Raw genomic sequence first — 21879 nt, 5'->3', positions numbered from 1 at the left:
TACCCTTTGGCCGAACTGCTTAGTCTCTTACAGTTCGGCTTTTTTTCACTTCACATAAAATTCATATCTGACTGATTAGACTCATCAAATGGAATAAAGACAGTTGCTCGAAATAGGATGAGTCCATGTTGAAAAGTCTGATGCGATGGATAGATAGCTGGTCTATATCGACACCAACCGAAACACTGACGGCTGAAAACAGCAAGATTCAGTGGGTCCGGATTTTACCCTTTATTCTGCTGCATCTGGCCTGCCTGGCGGTATTCTGGGTCGAGGTATCCTGGTTTGCGCTTGGTTTTATGCTCGTATTCTACTTGATCCGAATGTTCTCCATTACAGCTTTTTTCCATCGCTATCTGTCGCATAAGACTTTTCAGACCTCACGCCCGGTACAGTTCCTGTTTGTATTACTGGGCACCATGAGTGCACAGCGTGGTCCACTATGGTGGGCGGCGCATCACCGTTATCACCACCGCTATACCGATACCTTGCAAGACCCGCATTCCTCCACGCATGGTTTTTGGTATAGCCATGTCGGCTGGTTTCTGAATGAATATAACTTTGCTACGCGTAAAGAAGTCATCAAGGACTGGCTGAAATATCCGGAGCTGATCTGGCTGGACCGTTTCAGTTTAATCGTGGTGCTGCTGACTGCCGGCGGGATTTATGCGCTAGGGGAGTGGCTGGCCACGGCTTTACCTCAACTCGGGACGTCCGGCCTGCAATTGCTGGTCTGGGGATTTGTGGTCTCTACCGTGTTACTGATCCATGCCACCTTGTGTATTAACTCACTGGCGCATCATTACGGCAGCCGTGATTTTGATACGGAGGATCACAGCCGCAACAACTTATTCCTGTCCATCATTACCTTGGGCGAAGGCTGGCATAACAATCACCACTATTATGCAGGCAGTACCCGGCAAGGCTTTTACTGGTGGCAAATTGATGTCACCTATTACTTGCTGAAAATCATGTCCTGGCTCGGACTGGTCTGGGGCCTCAAGCCGATTCCGGCACGGGTCTATGACGTCAGTAAAATTGCGCAGTCCAGAAAACACAAAAAAGCTGCCCGGACAGGCACTCACACGATTCAATCGAAGGAATCACCATGAAAATTGCGATTATTGGTTCAGGTATTTCCGGTCTGTATGCCGCCTGGAAACTCAGCAAAGTGCATGAAGTCACAGTCTTTGAAAAGAATAACTACTTTGGTGGTCATACCGATACCCATCAACTGAATATCGATGGTGAACAAGTTGCGGTGGACAGTGGCTTTATTGTGTTTAATGAGCATAACTATCCGCTGTTCTGCTCGATGCTAAAAGAACTTGGGATTCAATCGCAAAGCAGTGACATGGGCTTTTCGGTGAATAATCAGGTCAGTGGCTTACAGTACAATCCTTCAAAAAAATTCTCGCTGTTGTTCCGACCGCAAAATTTTTTTAATGCTGATTTTCGCGCGATGTTGTCGGATTTGTTCCGTTTCTATGCGGCCAATAAAGATCTGGATGTGGAACAGGTCGATGCACAACTCAGTATTGATGAGTATTTAAATCAACATGGTTATAGCGATGCCTTTCGTCAAGAGCATCTCTATCCGATGTGTGGAGCGCTGTGGTCCTGTCCGGTGGAACAGGCCGGACAGATTCCCTATAAATTTGTGGTGAGCTTTTTCCAGCATCATCGCATGTTGCAATTGAAAGACCGGCCGTTATGGCTCACGGTCAAGGGTGGATCGGCTCGCTACATTCGTGCGATTCAGTCCCAATCAAAAATAACTTTCCGCAAAACCGCTGTGCAGCTTGTTTCACGCAGTGCCAATGATGTACTGATTGAAACAACACAGGGCAGCGAACGTTTTGACTGGGTGATCTTTGCCAGTCATGCTGACGACAGCCTGAAACTACTTAAAGACCCGACAGCGCAGGAGCTGGACGTGCTGGGCAAGTTCCGCTATCAGGCTAACCGCATGGTGGTGCATTCCGACACCCGTATTATGCCCAGATCCAGACGTCAGTGGGCCAGCTGGCATGTGCATGTGACCCCGAGTCAGGCAGCTGAACAGACACCTTTCCAGCACAGTGGTATGCACTATGGTTTCAGTTACTGGATGAACCAGTTGCAAAACCTGCAATGCAAGACTCAGGTCTTTGCCACTCTGAATCCTAATTTCACCCTCGATCCGAAAAAAATCTGGGTAGAACGGCATTACCGACATCCGGTATTTGATACGCGAGCGATTGAAGCACAACAACGCTGGGCCGAGATCAATAGCCAGAACCGCACTTCATACTGTGGCGCTTACTGGGGCTGGGGCTTTCATGAAGATGGTGCTCGTAGCGCTGCATGGGTGGTCGATCAGCTCTTAAAACAGGCCGAGCAGGCCGCCTAGGAGGATATGATGCAAATGTATCCACTGGCGATTGCCTCTGCCGAAATCCGGCATCGCCGTTTCTTGCCCAAAGCCCATGCTTTTGAGACCCAGCTAACCTATCTATGGTTTGATCCGGATCAGCTCTCAAGCTTTACTGAAAAATCCTGGCTCTGGTCTTGCAATCGCTGGAATTTCCTGACCCTGGATGAACGTGATTTTCTGACCATGGAATGTGGTTCGATTCGGCAGAAGGTCGCACGTCTGCTGATCAAGCGGGAAAATTATCTGCTAGCGCATGCTGCGTCCATCCGGGTTCTGGCCTTGCCACGTACACTCGGATTTCGCTTTAATTCTGTGGTGTTTTATCTGGTCTTTGATGCCACCGACCAGCTGATCTTTATCCTCAGCGAAATTACCAATACGCCATGGAATGAACGTCAGGTCTATATCCATGACTGCCGGAACAATGTGACCGAACATACGCCGTACCAGAGCCACCAGTTTGATTTCAAAAAGGCCTTTCATGTATCGCCCTTCATGCCGATGGCGCTGGATTACCGCTGGCGATTCAGCTTTTCCGATCAAAGCAATGTGATTCATATGCAGCTGTTCCAACAGGGAATATTGCAATTTGATGCCACCATGCAATTTTCGTTGCAAGCCATCACAGTTCCTTCACAACAGCATCGCTATGCTGTGCTGAAAGTTCTTGAGCCCTTCAGGATGGTCGGTGGAATTTATCTGCATGCCTTTCGCTTATGGAAGAAAAAAATTCCATTTTACCGGCATCCTCGCAAAGAAAAAGGAAACACCTTGTTATGAAAACACTGTTTATGGGAGAAGAAAGCACACTGCCGGTGGTACTGCGCCATCTACTGAAATTACGTCATGGTCAGCTGATTTTTAAAGGCGTCTGGAACGGGATTGTGGGAGAGAGCAGTGATCTGTATGCCGTGATTCAGGTGCATGATAGCCGCCTGATGGATCTACTGTTCCGCAATGGTGTACTAGGTGCTGCAGAAGGTTTCATTCGTGGCTACTGGAGCAGTGATGATTTGGTCAATGTGATTCGCATTCTGGCGCGCAATCGCGATGTGTTGGACCGGATGAATCAGAACACTTTAGCAAAGGCCAGCCAATTCTTCCTAAAGACTTGGTACAAATCCCGCAAAAACTCGATTGATGGCAGCCGTAAGAATATTGCCGAGCATTATGATTTGAGCAATGACTTTTTCAAGCTGTTCCTGGATTCCAGCATGATGTATTCCAGTGCGGTATTCAAAGAGCCGGGCATGAGTCTGGAACAGGCCTCCGATTATAAAAAAGAACTGATTTGCCAGAAACTGCAGTTGCAACCAATGGATCATTTGGTCGAAATTGGCAGCGGTTGGGGTGGTTTTGCAATTTATGCCGCGCAGCATTATGGCTGTAAAGTCACCACCATTACCATCTCCCAAGCACAATATGAGGAAGCGGTCGCGCGAATAGAGGCAGCGGGATTATCCCATCGCGTGGATGTCCAGCTGAAAGACTACCGTCTGTTGAAAGGCAAATACGATAAGCTGGTCTCGATAGAAATGATCGAGGCCGTGGGTGAGCAGTACTTAGCGACCTATTTCAACAAATGCCGTGAATTGCTGAAACCGAATGGTTTGGCAATGATTCAGGCCATCACTATTGAAGATGCCCGCTATGCCAGAGCCTTGAATACCGTGGACTATATCAAGCGTTACATTTTCCCGGGAAGTTTTATTCCCTGCATCAGTATCATGACCCAGTCCGCTTCCGAGCAAAAACTGCGTCTCAAGCATCTTGAAGATATCGGCCAAAGTTACGCCCAAACCTTGCACTGCTGGCGTCAGCGCTTCTTGGAACAACGTGAACAGGTACTGCAACTCGGCTTCGATGAGCGCTTTATCCGTATGTGGGATTTTTATCTATGCTATTGCGAGGGTGGTTTCCGCGAAGGCGTCATCAGTGATGTACATCTGCTGTTTGAAGCCAGTGCTTACTAGGCCACGATAAAACAGGAGGACTGATATGCTGCTGGATTTATTTTTGCTGAATGTCTTCATCATGCTGTGTAGCTGGGTACTGGTGACCTATAACCGCAGAGCGGGTCTGGTGGATGTGGCCTGGAGTTTCAGTATTGCGCTTAATGTCATCATTGCGGCTTGGGTCATGGAAACTGCACCGCTGCTGGTTCGGGTATTTCTGGGTGTATTTAGCGGCATCTGGTTTTTACGCTTAACCTGGCATCTGCTGCGCCGTTATGCCAATGAAACCCGGGAAGATACCCGCTATGCCAATATGCGCCGTGCCATGGGCAGTTATCAGCATCTCGGTTTTCTGGCCTTTTTTATGTTTCAGGCCGGGCTGGTGGCACTGTTTTCCTACCCGATGCTGGAATTGCTCAATATTCCGGTCCAGCAGTGGAATGACTGGACACAGGCTACAGTGCTGGTGGCAGGCATGATCATGCTGTTGGCGCTGATCGGGGAAAGCACAGCCGACCAGCAACTCTACCGTTTCAAACTGAATCCACAAAACCAAGGCAAAACCCTGGACCAAGGCTTATGGAAATATTCACGTCATCCGAATTATTTTTTTGAATGGTTGCACTGGTTTGTCTATCCGGTTCTCGGTCTGGCAGCAGGTGTGTATGGATTATGGGTTTATCCGCTGCTGATGTGGCTGTTTCTGTACTACATCACCGGAATTCCGTTTAGTGAACAACAGGCGCTGGCACATCGCGGCGACAACTATAAAGACTATCAACGACGAACTTCAATGTTTATTCCGTGGCCACCCAAAGAGTAGGTAAATACATGGACTTTATGATTCAAAAATCTTTAAAACTGATCGAAAGCGGCAAAGTGCCCGACCCGGTGATTCGCGCAGGCATTCGCACTTTAAGCAAAAAACGTTTGGCACAGGAAGGGCGCTTTGACCCGGCACTGGCGGCACAGCGTTATATGGATGTGCTGCATATGCTGAAAAACAGCGAAATTGCCATCGAGACCGACAAAGCCAATGAACAGCACTATGAACTGCCCACCGCATTTTTCCAGGCGGTGCTGGGCAAGCGGCTGAAGTACAGCGCCAGCCTGTTTGAACAGGCGCATACCACACTGGATCAGGCCGAAGAAGCAGCATTGGCCAGCTATTGTCAGCGTGCACAGTTACAGGATGGACAGGATATTCTGGAAATTGGTTGCGGCTGGGGCTCACTCAGTCTGTATATGGCCGAGCATTATCCCAAAGCCCACATCACTGTAGTGTCGAACTCCTCGACCCAGCGTCAGTATATTCAGGAACAGGCCCGTCTGAAAAAACTGGAAAACCTGACGGTGATCACTTGCGATGTCAATGTACTGCAACTGGAATCGGCTGCTTTCGACCGTGTGGTTTCGGTGGAAATGTTTGAGCATGTGCGCAACTACCAGAAACTGTTTGAAAATATCAGCAGCTGGCTCAAAGCTGATGGCTTGCTCTGGTGCCATATTTTCTGTCACCGTTTCCTGCATTATCCGTTTGAAGTCAAAAATGAATTTGACTGGATGTCGCAATATTTCTTTAGTGGCGGCCTGATGCCGGCAGCCTCAACTTTCCTGCATTTTCAGCAGCATTTGCAGCTGGAGCAGCACTGGCAATGGGCCGGTACCCAGTATGAACGCACGGCAAATGCCTGGCTGGAGAATATGGACCAAAAGCAGGCCGAGCTGCAGCCCCTGTTTCAGCAGACCTATGGCGCAGATGCGGCCATCTGGTGGCAACGCTGGCGGATTTTCTTTATGGCCTGTGCCGAATTGTTCGGTTATGAGCATGGACGCGAGTGGGTGATCGGCCACTTTCTGTTTAAAAAGAAAGCCGTATAATTGAACGATGAATCGAATGCGCCAGCGGGGAATTGATCAATGTTAAAGCTGTTTAGGGACAAACGCGATCATCCTCTCGGTGAGGTGTTTAACCGCTACTACTGGCTGCAAATCGGATTTATTGCCTTGTCGGTGGTGATCGGCATTGCCTGTAGTGCCTGGGTGATCAAAGGCTTTTTGCTGCGCACCGCTTTGGAACAGGAAATGTCACACTACTGGCAGCGGCTGGAACGCAATCCGGCCGCCGAACTTCCCGACACCAAAAACCTGTATGGTTATCGCTGGTATGATACCCCCCCTGTGCAGTTTCAGCACATGCAGTTCGAGCAAGGCGTAAATCGGCATTTTGTCGATGGTAAAGAGCGCATGACCGTCTACGGTGAAAAAGACAGGCAACATGTGCTGCTGGTCTTTGGCGAAAGTAACGTGAACAAGCTGGTCTGGCTGTTTGGTCTAGCACCACTAATGGTCAGCCTGTTCGTGCTGTATAGCGTATTGTGGTGGTGGAACCGTCGCGCCCGGCGTTATTTTTCTCCGATTACCCGGCTGGCCAATGCACTGGAACATATCGACTGGGAGCATCAGAAAAATCAGGCTTCGCCTTTTCAGGACATCCGTACTGACTCCAATCTGGAAGCAGAATATCTCAAGCAGGCACTGGAAAAATATCATCAGGTGCTCAGCAAGTTCATTCAGCGCGAACGTGAGTTTACCGGTGATGTCAGTCATGAACTGCGCACGCCATTGACGATTTTAAAAGGCAATGTGCAACTGTGTCAGGCACGCTATGGTGACAACAAATCCTTTACCCGCCTGCACAATACTATTGAAGACATGCAGCTGCTGGTCGATACCTTACTGGCTATCGCCCGAAATACCACCAACACCCTGACGGCCGAGCCCACTATGCTGTCAGAATGTCTGGAGAATCTGGTACAGGATCTGGACAGTGTCAGCCACAACAAAGGCATGCAGATCGACCTACAAAAAGACCTCGATGAGCAGCCACGTAAACTGTATCCATCGATGACCAAAATGGTCTTTGGCAATATTTTGCGCAATGCGCTGAATTATTCGCAAGGTACAGAAATTGATGTGATTCTACAGAAAAATACAGTATTGATCGCTGATAATGGAATCGGCATCTCTTTGCCAAATAATTCTAAAGTTCAGGAGCTGTCTGGCCAGCAGTTGCAACTGGAGATCAAAGGGCATGGTATTGGCCTGCAACTGGTACAGAAGTTGTGCAAACAGCTGGGCTGGCGGGTCGAACTCTTTGACCGGCAGTATTATCTCAGTACCCATCCAGAGATTGATCTGGCAATGACGACCGGTCTGATTGTGGTAGTGTATTTAAACTAAGTTTCAGCTTTGTACGTTTAGACTTAAGCTTCCAAAGCAATCTTTAAACCCACACCAGAAATGGTATGAATCAGTTTCTGCTCAAAAGGCTTGTCGACCATTTTACGTAAATTATAAATGTGACTGCGCAAGGCATCACTTTCCGGCTCTTCATCACCCCAGAGTTCCAGCATAATTTCCTGTTTGGTGAGGACTTTAGGTGAATGACGCATCAGCAGTTTCAGCAGTTTGAACTGAATCGGGGGCAGTTCAATCGTCTGTCCAGCCCGAGTCAGCTGCTGTCTTGCGGGATCCAGAATCAAATCATGAATTTGCAGGCGACTACTGGAAACTTCACCCAATGAGCGTTTGATTAAGGCTTTGACCCGAACCACCAACTCATTAAAATCAAAGGGCTTAACCAGATAATCATCCGTGCCGGAATTAAAGCCTTTGAGTTTGTCATCCAGAGTATCGCGCGCCGTCAACATCAGTACGGGTAAATCCAATCCTTCGTCATGACGCAGCCATTCACACAGTTCATAACCCGAACCATCAGGCAGATTAATGTCTAGAAGCAAAATATGATAGCGCTGCTGTTTCAGTAATTGGCGTGCAGCGTTCAGATTGCGGGCATGATCCACCACAAAATCATGTTCTTCCAGAAACTCGCATAAGGTAGAGGCTAGTTCATAATGGTCTTCGACCATCAGGATAAAATGTTTGGACATAACGGCAGAGACTAATTCAATAATTGCTGTTTTAATTTAGCACTAAATGGCTGCGATCCCAGCCAGATATTAAAATATTGTTGTGCTAGGGGATGCTGAAGATTGCCTAACACCTGCTGATTTAGCATCAAGGTCAGGGTCTGAGTCTCTGCTTGATAGCTTATGCGATAGAGATCACCCGGTTTTACCGGCTTATAAAGCTGGGTGATTCTATCTAATACTATTAAATGTTTAGACTCTCGCTCATTACGCTTCAGAAAATGGGTCGCTGCACGCTTGAAAGCCCATTCCGGAATATTTTTTGTATAAGAAAAATCAATCTGCATATTCTGGCCTTGCCAGGGTTTTGTACAGTTCTGAGCATAATAACGGGCGACGCCAACCTGTTTCTGAGCTACCAGAAGTGGACCACGACCACACTGATTCATATTTTGGGCATGTGCCCATGAACTGAAACTGCAGAGTATCAGTAGCCCAGTATTTAATCCTATTTTTTGAAAGGCAGTACCCATGAATAAGCTCCTCCGACATAAGGTAAAGAACGATACAGGCCATTGGCTGGATCCCAGAAATCCTGCTGAAAAATAATCTTATTGTCGCGGTTGACCTTGATTTCACTGATGCCATAAGAATCCATGCTTCGTGTTGCGCCAAACATTTTAAAATCATAGGCCATATGCCAGTGCACGTAGGCAGAGTCTTGATAATAGGAGGTATTTAATAGTTTGACATTCACGTTACTGACACGCTTGTTCATCCCTTGAAAATGTTGGAGTAGATTTTGACGTGATGAAAATTGGGATAAGGTATCGTTAATAAACAGCTGATCGGCATAGAGTGATCCGGCTCGTTCAATAAATGCAGGTGTACCTAAAGTATTAAAAGCTGAAGTAAAGCGAATGCCGATGTCTTGGGCTTTAGCCTGATCCAGCGCAGTTCCCTGAATTTGGTTTCTGGATTTTGCATAATCACCTGAATAGCTGGGAATACTTTTACATCCTGCTAAAACTAGTAGCGGTAAGGACAAGGTAGCTAGCAGTATTTTTTTGATATGTTTCATATTGGCTATCCGTATTAGGTCTATGCTGATACTTTAGGCCGAAAGTCGTGAACAGAATGTGAAGAGGATGAAAGGCTGTTAAATGAGCAGTAAACAGAAGCTCTTTAATGATGGAGTAACGTGTATATCCCCAGTCCTGTCTAAGCCTTTTTTGACATTCCCCAACTTTTCGCAGAAAGCAGAAATTCATAATTTAAAGCCACGAGAATGCTTTGCATATTGAAGCTATTCCGGTCTTCGGGTAACTGTAATAGAAGTGGCAAACGTGTCACCCCATTTTCACCATTGGCAAAAGCATAATGGCGCACTCTAGCGTCAATCACCGGAATTAAATTCTTGGCTTCCAGATACACACTTTCCTGAGTGGCCTGCTTTTGCATGGCAATCATTCTGAGATAGCAATGATCGCGAACCTCAGTCAGATTCTTTTTGAGTTCATTGATCTTTAATTCATGATTTTCAGGTTTTTTAAACAGCCGTTTAAGAAAACCGCGATTTTCGGTATTTTGTATTTCACGTTCTAACTGGCGTATTTGCTGCTGGATCTGGCGAGTTTGTTCAAGCGCGTCATTCAGAAGCTCTCTAATTTCCTGGGTGGGTGCTGAAACGGCCCGCACCTGTTGCTGATAGTGAAACTCATCATGAAAAATCACAAAGATTTGGGTGCGACGTTGTTCCAGTAATTTTAAATAGGCAATTAAGCGATATTTGAACAGACGCGCATGCGGATTAAACTGCAGCATCGGTTGCTGCGATAAAATTTCCAGCTGATGCAGAAACTCATTGATTAATCTTAAAATATTCAAATAGCAATATTCTAGTTCATCAGTATGCTGCACACTGTTTTTCAAGCCTTTGAGAAAAGGTTCGAGAATATTTAAGGATAAATCTTTCTCCAAAATTTCCAGATGTTCTTTCACCAGATGATCGATGGCAAAACTTTGGATATTTAAAATTTCTTTTAAACTTGGGATGAGATTCTGCTGATTATATTGATGCAGCGATTCAACCAGTTCCACAATATGTGGATTCATTTTACGTTGAATACCAATAATTCGTGTCATCAGCTGTTTAAAATTTTCAACATAATCTGCTTGATCCAATTGTTCCGGGTCAAGCACCAAACCACTGATATAGAACCGATCTTCTTTACCAAAGCTTTCTTCAGTTAAAAAGCGACGAATGGAATAGGCAGATACTAAACTGTCATAAGAACTGTTCAGGACAAAGTAATATTGAAAGGTTTCAATAATTTCAAAGTCACGAACCTGTTGCTGCGGAATAAAATAATCCTGAAAAATCGCCAGTTCCTGTTCGGCATATTCACTCGGCAAAATATGGGCAAACCAGCTGCCCAGAATTTCACTTTTCATGAAGACTTCAAAGATAAACGTTCGGACTTGTTCAAGATCCAAATGCCGATGATTGGCAGAAATAGAAAAATCTAACTCTCGAATGATCAATGCAGCATCGTAGAGAAAAGCTTTTTTGATCAGTTGTTGTGCCTGAATATCGGCGGGATTGTCCAGATCGATTTGATTAATTTCACGGACAATGCTTTCCAGGTAGTCTGCAACCTGAAAGTCACTTTGATAGCCTTGCAGAAAGCTGAAAGTGCTATTGATGCGCTGTGCAAGTTGCACGAGTTCAGGATTTTGCGTATTGAGCTGCAGATCTTTCAGGCGGGTATGGCCGGTAAACTCAAAGGCTTTGGTCAGGTAGTTCCACGAGATATTCTTGGGTTTTAGGTACTGATCTTCTATTTTTTGATGTAGCGCTTGCGGTGTTGCAGAGAGGATCGACAGCAGTTGTTGTTGCCAATGCTTATCAAGAATAGGATCAATTTGTTTTAATTGTACCCGCAGCTGATAAGGAATGTATGTTTGCATGGGAATCCAAATCCATTTGTAGTGAATTCAATCTTTTAAGGAAGTAAAATAATGTGATTTATATCACAAAAACAAAGATTTTTTAGCCTTTCTCCATGAAAAAATGATAACAGGGTATTTTTTATTCGATAAAAGATCATCAGGCATCTTTAGCAGTCCAAATAATGGGAGCCAGCAATTTCAATTGATCTAGCCGTATTTACGGCCACCGATTTCTGCTTATTTTAATGATGCTGTTATTGGGAGGAATAAGCAGTTCATGTCAGTTTTTTATGATATAAGTATCATAAATCAACACTTAGGATTGACCTATTGAGACAGGTTTTACTGGCGCCTCGTTTAAATCTGCGCAGCTTGATTTTACTTTTAACGATTCTAAGTGTGACCTGTCTGTTTGTCTTTGCTTTATTTTTTGTCAACTATACGGTGAAAGAGCGCCTGATCGATAATTCTCTGGCCTTGAATGCGGAATATTCATCCAGAATTGCTGCGCATACCAATTACCAGTTTGAAGAAATCTTAAAAAATTTAAGCTTTAGTGCGAAGTTACTCGGTAAAGACTTTACTAATACAAGCTTGAGAAACACGGAAGCGGCACGTCTCAAAAGCCAATCCGGTAATTTCAACAGTGTTTTTCTGGCTGACCGAGAAGGACGCATCATTTCATTTTTCCCGACCACTTTAAATATTGATGCTAAACAGATTTATACAACCCACGGTATTACCGAGTCGATCAAGCGCAAGCAAACTTATATTTCTTCGCCGTACTGGTCTTCAACCAAAAAATTGATCGTGATTATTTCTGAACCGATCTTCGATGCCCAGGGGCAGTACTTGGGCTTTGTCGCTGGTACGATTTATCTGCAGAGCAAGAATCTGGTCAGTGAAATGCTGGCCTCCAAATATGGCTACAAGAAAAATTATACCTATGTCATGGATGACCAAAATCAGATCATTTTTCATGCCGATACTCGGCAAATTGGCCAGGAAGTCCAGGCGGGTGATGGATTAACCACGATGCTGCCGCAGCAGGATGGCAGTTTCCGTCTGATGAACAGTAAAGGCATAGATAGTCTGGTCGGTTTCTCGCATATTCCCAGCGTGAACTGGGTTGTAGTATCACAGCAGCCGATTGAGGAGCTATTTGCTCAAGCCAACAGTATTATTATCAAGGTATCCATCGGGATTAGCCTATTCTATTTATTCATTTTCTTTGTGGTCTGGCGTTTATCGGGCTTGATTGCACTGCCTTTAAACCATTTGGCGAAAATGGCCAGTATGCTCAGTCGGCAGGATGTTCAGGATAAAATCAACGAAATTAAACCTTCGTATTTTGAAGTCAATCAATTCAAAAATTCTCTGATGCTGAGCTGTCAAAATTTCAATGAAAAAATTGATGAGCTGAATCAATCAGTGAATACTGATCCCCTAACTGGTTTATACAATCGCCGTGGAATGAACCTGTTTATCGAAGAGTTTGTGCGTATGCGTACCGATTTTGCTGTGCTGGCGGCAGATATCGACTTCTTTAAAAAGGTGAATGATACCTATGGTCATGACAAAGGCGATATTGTCTTACAAAGGCTAGCGAATGTGATGCAATATCATTTCCGAGACAATGATGTCTGCTGCCGTTCGGGAGGAGAGGAGTTTATTATTTTAATGGCTGCTTCAGATCCCATAAAAGTTTTTCAGGCAGCGGAGCGGTTACGAAAAGCAGTTGAAATTACGGAAATGGGAGAAATTGGTATAGTGACCATTTCTATTGGGATTGCTTACTGGCCGCATAGTTCTGAGGATGTCGAGGAAGTGCTGAGAATGGCAGATCAAAAACTGTATCAGGCCAAGCGTGAAGGACGCAACTGTACGCGCTAGCTTCTAGGCATCTATTGATTAAAACTGTTCAGTGTGAAATTTCAATACGCCGTATCGCTGATCTGCTGTCAACAAGTTTGATCTATTTAAACATAGATTATTCTCATCGGCCTAATGATATAATTATCATGTAAATATTCAGCTAACACAAAACTTTGAACCACATTATTTTAATAAGACCATTTGCGAATCTCGCGGGGGAAATGTATGCCTAAATCATCTCGTGACTTATTTACACCGGATGTATTCGACCTCAAATCGTTTATTTCTCCCTATATGATGGTCATTCCTCCAACGCTCTTTGCCTTGGTGATCTGGTGGACCGATCAAAGTTTTGGTTTTCTGTTTGCTCATACCGTAGCGGAACTGGTTTCAATCATTATTGCGCTCACAGCGCTGATTGTGACCGTGGTGTCACGGCATTTTACTAAAAATTATTTTGTTGTTTTGATTGCCATCGCGATTGGCTGGTGTGGATTTATTGACCTGTTCCACACCCTGCTATATAAAGGCATGCACATTCTTCCGGTGGACAGTGCCAATCAGGCCACTCAATTATGGATTGGTGCCCGGTTATTGCAGGCCTTTGCCATGCTCGCCGCGCCATTCATGCTGACACGCGTGATCAAAGCTGCCCCCTTGAACCTGTTTTTTGGTCTGTTCAGTGTCGGGATTGTGACTGCAGTCATGTTGGGTTTCTTTCCAACCGCCTTTGTTGATGGGCAAGGCCTGACCCCTTTTAAAATCTATAGTGAATATCTGATTATTGCGGTTCTGGCAATTGCGCTAGTACTGGTGTGGCAGCGCCGTGAATATTTATCAGCCCAACTGGCGTTTGGTGTCAGTCTTTCCATGCTGACCATGATGGCTTCTGAATTTGCCTTTACCCAATATGTGTCCGTATATGCCGATGCCAATCTGCTGGGGCATATTCTGAAAGTTTATTCATACTGGTTTATTTATATGGCGCTGGTTGAATCGACCATTAAAGAGCCTTTTAGCATGTTGTCCAAGGCTGCAAGCACTTATGACACCATTCCTGATCCAACCTATATTGTCACTTCTAGCCAAATGATTCAGCAGGTCAACTTAGCGGCCGCCCAGCTGCACGGCATTGCAGCGACACAATTGAGCGGACGCTCTGTGCATGAACTGGTGCATGATCCTCGGGTAAAGGCCGAAGATTGCCCGGTGTGCTCCCGATTGCAACAGGCACCGCAAGAGTTTTTAATCCAGATGACCTTGCCGGATCACAAAACGGTCGAGTGTCATGTGGCACCTTTTGCAGAACGCCTGGGTAAAAAAACCGTCTGGGTCATGGTGGTACACGATATTACCGATCGCCAGTTTTTGCTGCAGGATCTGCAGAAACGTGTAAAAGAAGTGCGATGTCTGAATCAGATCAATCAACTCTGCAATAATACCCATACCGGCATGAGCGAGCTGTTGCACAAAGTGATGCAGACAATCCCTTCCGGCTTCTCTTCTCCGGAGCGGGTTAAGCTGCAGATTGATAGTGACTGGGGTGTTTTTGGCACAGCCCCTCCGGCTCAGATGCCTTTTTTGCAATCAGTCTTTGCCAATGAGACTCAGCAATTCGGCACCTTAAGCATCTGGTATGATCCGGCAGCGGATGCCCCGACTTTTCTAGATGAAGAGCAGAGTTTAATCGATCATATCACCGGTCAGATTACCGATGTATATACCCGGATACAGTCACAAAGGCGTGTAGCACGGTTGACTTATCTCTATCAGCTGCTCATTGAAACCAACCGGGTGATTGCGCATAGCCAGAATCGGCAAGATTTGCTAACCGAGTTGCAGCAGGTGCTGTTGAATCTGGGTAGTTTTGCTAAAATTTTAATTGCAATCAAAGCAGAGGATCGAGCTGACAGTCCATTGATGATTCAGTTCCATCATAATATTAGCGCAAATATTATGCCCACTTTACGCACTCTCTTACAGCAAGATGAAAATACTCCATTGCATCAGGTGAAAAATACCAGTCCAGAGGTAGATGTCTATGCCTATTCCTTGATCAATGACGCGGACGAGAATGTTTCACCAGAATACCAGGCATGGAGACAGTACTTAAAACAGGAAAAGATAAGTCAGGCAGCATTAATCCCGTTGTTGCTTGATGGACATTTCTGGGGGCTAGTGGGGGTGTATACTACAAGGCAAGGAGAATTTGATGAGGAGCAAATTCTACTGTTGCAAAATCTTTCTAGGGACATTTCTTCTGCGTTGGAGCGTTTTTCAGCGGAGCAACAGCGTAAAACTGCCGAGACCTATTCTCAGCAGATGGAACAACGTTTCCAACAGGTATTTTTGCAGTCTCCCGTGCCAATGCATATTATTTCCGTACAGGATGAACGAATTCTTGCGGTTAATTTGGCCTATGAAAAATGGCTGGGATATAGTCTGGAAGATTTTCAAAATCGGGAAGCCTGGCTGGAAAAAGTGGCGCCTAATCCAGAGCAAAGACAGTTTATGCAGCAGAACTGGGAAGAGGCATTGCAACTGGCAAAAAACGGTAAACAGGTGCAATTTCCTGAAATTACTCTGTTAGCTAAAGATGGTAGTCAGCGTATTGCTCAGCGAACACTGGCGATTGTCGGCAATGATGTGATTCTGGCTTGGAATGATCTGACCACCATCCGCAAAACTGAACAGGCATTACGAGACAGTGAACAGCGTTTCCGGGGTATGGTGGAACAAACCGTGGTCGGGATGTATGTGCTGCGCGACAATCACTATCTGTATGTCAACCCGAGTTATGCCAATATGCTGGGCAGGTCTGCTGCAGCACTCATTGGACATAATATTCTGGAATTTAGCACCATGGCCGCAGACACACCGGCACTGATTAACCAAGAGCAGGATCAGGCTGCAGAATATTCGAGCCTATCCTGTGTGGTTCCGTTCCGACATCAAAATGGCCAGATCCGGGAATTTGCCCTGCATAGCCGTCGCATCACTTGGGATGATGGCTTGCCAGCCTCGATTGTGATGGCACAGGACATTACCGAGCAAAAGCAGGCACAGGACCAGATTGCCCGACAGCTTGAGCAGTTGGAAGCAACCATGTATGGCACCTTACAAGCTGTGTCCATAATGGTGGAATTACGCGATCCTTATACCGCGGGACATGAACGCCGTGTAGGCTTGATTGCCAGTGCCATTGCCAAAGAAATGGGCTGGGATGAAAAACGTTGTCTGCAAATGGAAGAAATTGGATTGGTACATGACATTGGTAAAATTTCAATTCCTTCAGAAATTCTGACCAAACCTACTCGTCTGACCTATCTGGAAATGGAAATGATGAAAGGTCATGCGCAGGCTGGTTATGAAATTCTCAAGGATGTTCCTTTCAATATTCCAATTGCTGAAATCATTGGTCAGCATCACGAACGCATGGATGGGACAGGTTATCCTAAAGGATTAAAAGGTGATGAGATTCATCCTGAGGCGCGTATTCTGACGGTGGCCGATGTGATCGAGTCAATGGCTACACATCGCCCATACCGTCCTGCTTTAGGCATAGAGGTTGCGCTTGCAGAAATCTTAAAAGGACGTGGAACGATTTATGATGTAGAAGTATGTGATGCAGCAGTACGTTTAATTAGGGAAAAGGGATACGTCTTGCCAAGTTAAGCAGTCTTGATCATCAGGTGAATAGCAGCCAAAAAGCTATTCACTTATTTTTTAGTTAAGTAGTATTCCGGATAAATTTGATATTGTTTAATGCTTTAAATTGAAGCGCTAACATGCTTATGTTATCTATAACTGAATAGAAAGTTCGTATTTGGAGCATTATCGATGTCATACCAGAATATTTTAGTACCAGTTGATGGTTCAAAAGTTTCATTCTCCGCGGTAAAACATGCGGTCGAAATTGCTCAGGTATTCGATAGCAGATTGACCTTCATCAGTCTGGTTTCTGAAGATCCATTTACAGATGCAGATTTCTATTATTATTATGTCTCTGCTCCAATGAAAGAACACTTTATTCAAGCTTATGCGAATGCAGAAGAGGTATTAAAACAAGCAAGTGAAATTGCATATGCAGCGGGCGTTCAAGTTGAAACTAAAGTCCTAAAAAGTGTAGTGTTTGAAGAAAGTATTGTGAAAACTGCCAAACAGATACAGGCTGATCTCATTGTGATGGGATCGCATGGTCGCAGAGGTTTTAAAAAATGGAGACTCGGAAGTGTGGCCACAGCTGTACTTCGCTCAACCGAATTACCAGTGATGATCATGAAATATTAGGGTGTGTTGACATTTTAGCTTAACAAATAGCGAAGTAGTAAAATCAAATCTTCAAACCTAATTTCACTATTCGATATGCCTCGTACCATGCTGAAAGATCAACACTGGTAAAATTTAAAAGTTATTCTGCGTAATTTATCCATTCATCATAATTCAAATTTACTTAATTTTATTGAAGCTATTCTCATAGTTTTAATTATAAATAGTAAATATCAACGGTGCCTAGTAAATTCAAAAATTTTTAATAGTCAATTTTAGGACTAATTTTTCTTTAAAATCATTAGCAAAATGCTAGAGTATGAAGATTGCTATTGGACGGTAGAGGATAAAACCATGGCTGTTATTCTTCAGGTAGACTTTCCGACGCCAGGCCCATTTGGAGAAGAGATGAGTCGCGCCTATCAAACACTTGCAGAAAGTATTAATCAGGAAGCTGGCATGATCTGGAAAATATGGACAGAAAATAGCGATGCTCAGGAAGCAGGGGGAATTTACCTGTTTGATAGTCAAGATAATGCAGAAAAGTATTTAAAAATGCATACTGCACGCCTGAAAAATTTTGGAATAAAAGATATTCGGGGGAAAATTTTCCAAATTAATTTACCACTGTCTGCTATTAATCAATCCCACTTCATTGTGCAACTTTGACTTTGGTCGGTCTGGAAGCAAGATACTATCTCATCCCACTTCCTACCTAAATTAATCTCTGTTGCATTTCGTCTGAGAATCCAAGCAATAAAAAACCCTGACATCCTGCCAGGGTTTTTTACAGTGCGATCTTTGGTAGCTGCTATTCTACCCTCACTATCCTAGTGTTAGAACTTATCGTTGTTGTTTTCTGTTCCGGAACTTCCTGTTCCTGCATGATTTCATCATAAGTAAAAAAGCACAGATCCCCTAGCCGCAAAATCCCTAAATGTCTGTGCGCCAGGGCGTACAAAAAAGGCTAAAAGTTGTCCCGCTTTTATCTACAGAAATTGGGGATAACTTTTCCCCTAGAGATCTGATGGAATCAGGAAAAATTCTAAAACTGTCCTAGATAAATAGATGAGCTAATTAACCAACACATTCGGCTCATTAGTTGAGTTGAATGTATGCTATATTCAACTCATCTTAGATTTTTAGAGAAAGATGGCTTTGTTGCACAAAGCTATTCTTGAGGGCTTTGAACCGTACCGGGTTTGTCGGAGAGTCAATATTCTGAGAGACTATCCCGATGACAAAATTAAAATATACCCCTGAAATCAGAGAAAGAGCGGTTCAAAAAATTTGAAACTATCATCTTAATGATATACTCTAATTGATATACATTTAGATTGGGTTGTTTATAATGTTGATGCTTCGATTACCTGTAGAATTAGAAAAACAGTTAGATCAACTGGCTGAAAAGAGTCAAAGAACGAAATCATTTTTAGCCAGAGAAGCTATTTCTATGAGTATTGAGAGCTTATCGAAAAAATATATACATGAAAACAAAGGGTTAAGTTACATGAATATTAATCTATATGAAACTCTCGTTAAATTTTTTTCTACACCAGTTAATTTAGAAACTGAATCTAGAAAATCTAAATTTATTATGTTTAGTGAGGACGGAAAATTATTTGTTCACAATAACAAAGATAATATTCGCCCTTTAAGCACTGATGAAATTGATAATTTTTATAAGATTTTTAAGGAAACTGGAAGTCGATCTCCATCAACCTATACCGATGTAACCTTCAACTCATCATATATTCTTGCTGCACTATCTCATTTAAAAGAACAAGCTATTATTTAAATAGCTTATACAAATAAAAAACCCCGGCATCCTGCCGGGGTTTTTTATTGGAACATTAGGTCTTTGTGCTCTTGCATGTCTTATATAGCGCCATCCTGGTGCTTATTTTTTATTATATGGAACTTCCTGTTCCTGACCATTCAATAATATGAAAATTCCAGTATGCCGCATAGCAGCAAAGGGCCGAGATTCACGTAAGCCTAGGCCTACAAAATAGCCTAAATTTCATCCACAGAAATTGGGGATAGTTTTCACCCTGGAAGATTTGATAACATTGGGAAAATGCCAAAATTGATCGTTTTTCAACCGATTTTATTGGCAAAAAATATCAAAACCGTTCATAAAAAAGCCGACTTGTTTCAAAATCGGCTTTTTGGGCATTTTTGGATTTTTCTATTTTTATTAAGTAGTTGATATTTAAATTAATATACAAGTGTTGTAACTCCAAAGTAGAAATGTCCTACCTTAAAACCAAATAGAAATGTCCTATACAGACATTTCCAAGTCAAGTACAGGATTCAGATTTCGTTCTTTGATTACTGTTTTCTGTGCACGTCTGCTTGGCATCTTTTGAGAACGATTACGTTTGTTTTGCTGTTCTAATTCTTCGTGCTGTTGTTGAATATGATTGAGAACAGCACCTAAACGTTTATTCTCAACAATCTCTCGCTGGTTAAGCTGACTTAATTTATCGAAGATGCTGTAATTGATTTTTCTTCCCTGATATTCAATTGCAACTGTACCATCCGGGTATTCAAGGAACTCAAGATACTTGCCAATCAATCTTTGGTTTTCTTCCGTGTTTTCCAGGAGATATACGCATTTATCATAAGTAATGGTCAGGCTGTTCGTGACTCTGCGGGGTTCACGCCAGGTAAAAATATCATCTAATTCTTCGGCTGTTTCAGTGACAGTCCGGTGTAGATCCTTGGGATTAAAGGCCATCTTGGCAAACTTCTGATTGAATTGCTCAATGAAGCAGGGTAGCCAGGCATTCGCTTGTTCAATCGAACAGATGCCTTCCAGGCGCATTTCTTTGATCAGACGGTCCTGAAGCGTTCTATTGGCTCGTTCTACACGGCCTTTGGCCTGTGGTGAATTAGCGAAGATAATATCGATATTCAGGGTGCTGAGTACGCGCCCAAATTGCGTAATCTTGGTGTCTTTCTTGCTGCTTTGATTCACCCTGAAGACTGAATGTTTATCGCTATAAAAGGCCAGAGGTTTGCCGTATTGTTCAATGTAGGCTCGGGTTGAAAGCATATAGTCGAAGGTGGTTTCCGCCTCACAGAAGCGTAGATGCAACAGCTTTCCAGTGGCATCATCGATATACACCAATAAACAGCACTTAGCAGCGCGTCCTTCGAACCAGTCATGATATGAGCCATCAATCTGGATCAGCTCACCGAAGCAATCACGGTTATAGCGTGGCTGGTATGGGCGTTTTAGACGTTTGGATCGCGGAATCCAAAGGTCATTTGCAGTCATCCAGCGCCGAACCGTTTCTACCGGGATATTCAGGTCAAACATGCTGCTGAGCTTCTCATGCGCCAAGGTAGGTCCAAAGCCCAGCAGATGTTCAGAAATAATGGAAAGACATTGCGATTTTAATAAATCGTCATGGCGATGATGGCCCGGTTGACCACGACTGGCATGCGTCATGCCTGAAACACCATCTTGATTGAGCTTCTGCAATAACCGGGTAATTTGACGGGTGGAAAGATTCAGGATTTCAGCAGCACGGACTTGGGTAATACGATGATCTCGAACGTCTTGCAGAACTGCAAGACGTTGAATTTCTTTGTCAGACATAGTGATCAGCATCTATATTTTATATCCAGTCCATGGTGATAAAAACCATCATAAACCAGACATTTTTATTGGTGAGAATATAGACACTTTAAATGGGTTCTAACAAGTGTATTGCGTATAATCAACATTATGTTAAATCAGGTTTAAAACTTAATATCATGTGAATTAAAGTAGGTCGGATCAAACTCTATCTCTCCTATTTCATCCTCGATAATTTGCATGTAATCGTCATATCTTGGATGTTTGGGGTCTTGTAATGCATCTAAAATATCAAGATATCCAAAAATTCCTCCAATATCTTCAAATGGAGCATGATTTTGACCATCTATACAACATGGATATTTTTTATTTAAATCAGGAGATTGTCTGCTTTCTACAGTAATCAAATGTTCCCAACAATCGCCAAAATCATATGTATATATAATTTTTTTACCTACACGTAGAACTTCTTTCAATTTTTGTCTTTTATTGATCTTTTCATGCTTAATAGTCGTGAATTCATGTAAATGGCTATCTTCCCAATCAAAAGCAGATTGAATTGCCTTATGGAGCCTAGATAAAGTAGCTGCCGATGAAATTTGAATAGTTCTCCAGATTTCAGGATCACTACCTAGCAGACTAATTTTTAATTGAAAAACTTCATCAGAAGATTTGAGCTTTACAGTTCCCATAACAGCCTAGTTCTCAAAAAATAGTTTTAGTAAATCTAAAATTAACATAATACACGTTATACGAAGTTGAAATGTTACTCACCATTCAAAATGTCTATATTCTCACCAATAAAAATGTCTAGTTTATGATGGTTTAAACATCATGGACTGGATATGAAATATAGATGCTGATCACTATGTCTGACAAAGAAATTCAACG

At 43.5% G+C, this 21879-nt stretch carries 18 protein-coding genes and 1 pseudogene; 13 read left to right on the top strand and 6 right to left on the bottom strand.

The genetic code is table 11. From position 1 onward, the window contains the following. Positions 1-125: 125 nt before the first annotated feature. Genes FTU44_RS13790 through FTU44_RS13760 form a run of 7 tightly spaced genes read left to right on the top strand, consistent with a single transcriptional unit; the run spans position 126 to position 7614 of the window. Positions 126-1112: an acyl-CoA desaturase gene (locus tag FTU44_RS13790; protein ID WP_180000470.1), complete on the top strand. Its 987-nt coding sequence runs from the start codon at positions 126-128 to the stop codon at positions 1110-1112. Continuing rightward, positions 1109-2392, top strand: a complete 1284-nt coding sequence (locus tag FTU44_RS13785) for an NAD(P)/FAD-dependent oxidoreductase (protein WP_180000472.1) — start codon at positions 1109-1111, stop codon at positions 2390-2392. The genes FTU44_RS13790 and FTU44_RS13785 overlap by 4 nt, the downstream gene beginning before the upstream one ends. Positions 2393-2401: 9 nt before the next feature. Next, positions 2402-3196, top strand: a complete 795-nt coding sequence (locus tag FTU44_RS13780) for a DUF1365 domain-containing protein (RefSeq protein WP_180000474.1) — start codon at positions 2402-2404, stop codon at positions 3194-3196. Then, entirely contained in the window at positions 3193-4389 is a 1197-nt protein-coding gene (locus FTU44_RS13775) for a cyclopropane-fatty-acyl-phospholipid synthase family protein (RefSeq protein WP_180000476.1), read from the top strand. The genes FTU44_RS13780 and FTU44_RS13775 overlap by 4 nt, the downstream gene beginning before the upstream one ends. A 25-nt stretch (positions 4390-4414) precedes the next feature. Next, entirely contained in the window at positions 4415-5194 is a 780-nt protein-coding gene (locus FTU44_RS13770) for a DUF1295 domain-containing protein (RefSeq protein ID WP_180000478.1), read from the top strand. An 8-nt stretch (positions 5195-5202) separates the two neighbouring features. Beyond that, positions 5203-6252, top strand: a complete 1050-nt coding sequence (locus FTU44_RS13765; protein WP_100535549.1) for a cyclopropane-fatty-acyl-phospholipid synthase family protein — start codon at positions 5203-5205, stop codon at positions 6250-6252. 39 nt (positions 6253-6291) lie between these two features. Beyond that, the gene (locus FTU44_RS13760) at positions 6292-7614 is read left to right on the top strand and encodes a HAMP domain-containing sensor histidine kinase (RefSeq protein WP_180000481.1); all 1323 of its coding nucleotides are present in this window, start codon (positions 6292-6294) and stop codon (positions 7612-7614) included. Between the two features lie 23 nt (positions 7615-7637). On the opposite strand, the gene FTU44_RS13755 is transcribed toward FTU44_RS13760, so the two are convergent. The 4 genes from FTU44_RS13755 to FTU44_RS13740 form a co-directional block, all read right to left on the bottom strand. Further along, entirely contained in the window at positions 7638-8324 is a 687-nt protein-coding gene (locus tag FTU44_RS13755) for a response regulator transcription factor (RefSeq protein ID WP_071852188.1), read from the bottom strand. 11 nt (positions 8325-8335) lie between these two features. Then, complete coding sequence (locus tag FTU44_RS13750; protein ID WP_180000483.1) at positions 8336-8836, bottom strand: chalcone isomerase family protein; 501 nt, start codon at positions 8834-8836, stop codon at positions 8336-8338. After that, positions 8812-9384 (bottom strand): nuclear transport factor 2 family protein, encoded by a 573-nt coding sequence (locus FTU44_RS13745; protein WP_100535546.1) that lies wholly within the window; start codon positions 9382-9384, stop codon positions 8812-8814. The genes FTU44_RS13750 and FTU44_RS13745 overlap by 25 nt, the downstream gene beginning before the upstream one ends. Positions 9385-9524: 140 nt before the next feature. After that, positions 9525-11273, bottom strand: coding sequence for a hypothetical protein (locus FTU44_RS13740; protein ID WP_180051150.1), 1749 nt, complete (start codon positions 11271-11273; stop codon positions 9525-9527). 312 nt (positions 11274-11585) lie between these two features. Here FTU44_RS13740 and FTU44_RS13735 point away from each other — a divergent pair, with 312 nt between their 5' ends. From FTU44_RS13735 to FTU44_RS13710, 6 genes and pseudogenes are all read left to right on the top strand, one after another. After that, positions 11586-13148 carry a sensor domain-containing diguanylate cyclase gene (locus FTU44_RS13735; protein WP_074382669.1) on the top strand — a complete coding sequence of 521 codons (1563 nt, stop codon included), beginning with the start codon at positions 11586-11588 and terminating at the stop codon, positions 13146-13148. A 207-nt stretch (positions 13149-13355) separates the two neighbouring features. Then, positions 13356-16805, top strand: a complete 3450-nt coding sequence (locus FTU44_RS13730) for an MASE3 domain-containing protein (protein WP_074382668.1) — start codon at positions 13356-13358, stop codon at positions 16803-16805. 165 nt (positions 16806-16970) lie between these two features. Continuing rightward, positions 16971-17420 carry a universal stress protein gene (locus FTU44_RS13725; protein ID WP_180000747.1) on the top strand — a complete coding sequence of 150 codons (450 nt, stop codon included), beginning with the start codon at positions 16971-16973 and terminating at the stop codon, positions 17418-17420. Between the two features lie 75 nt (positions 17421-17495). Next, positions 17496-17606 (top strand): annotated as a pseudogene (locus FTU44_RS13720) (IS5/IS1182 family transposase); the annotation flags it as partial. A 147-nt stretch (positions 17607-17753) separates the two neighbouring features. Beyond that, entirely contained in the window at positions 17754-18068 is a 315-nt protein-coding gene (locus FTU44_RS13715) for a monooxygenase (RefSeq protein ID WP_071852326.1), read from the top strand. Positions 18069-18750: 682 nt separating this feature from the next. Further along, the gene (locus FTU44_RS13710) at positions 18751-19197 is read left to right on the top strand and encodes a hypothetical protein (RefSeq protein ID WP_257226511.1); all 447 of its coding nucleotides are present in this window, start codon (positions 18751-18753) and stop codon (positions 19195-19197) included. A 486-nt stretch (positions 19198-19683) separates the two neighbouring features. Here FTU44_RS13710 and FTU44_RS13705 read toward each other — a convergent pair whose 3' ends face one another. Together FTU44_RS13705 and FTU44_RS13700 are read right to left on the bottom strand one after the other, a co-directional pair. Further along, positions 19684-21021 (bottom strand): ISNCY family transposase, encoded by a 1338-nt coding sequence (locus FTU44_RS13705; protein WP_180000756.1) that lies wholly within the window; start codon positions 21019-21021, stop codon positions 19684-19686. Between the two features lie 131 nt (positions 21022-21152). After that, a complete protein-coding gene (locus tag FTU44_RS13700; protein ID WP_000537572.1) occupies positions 21153-21680 on the bottom strand; it encodes a plasmid pRiA4b ORF-3 family protein in 528 nt (175 codons plus the stop codon). Positions 21681-21879 lie beyond the last annotated feature (199 nt).

It is taken from the genome of Acinetobacter sp. YH12105, assembly GCF_013419095.1.
GTDB lineage: Bacteria > Pseudomonadota > Gammaproteobacteria > Pseudomonadales > Moraxellaceae > Acinetobacter > Acinetobacter pseudolwoffii.
The sequence above is the reverse complement of the archived record's forward strand: the minus strand, read 5'-3'. Positions and strand labels throughout refer to the sequence as shown.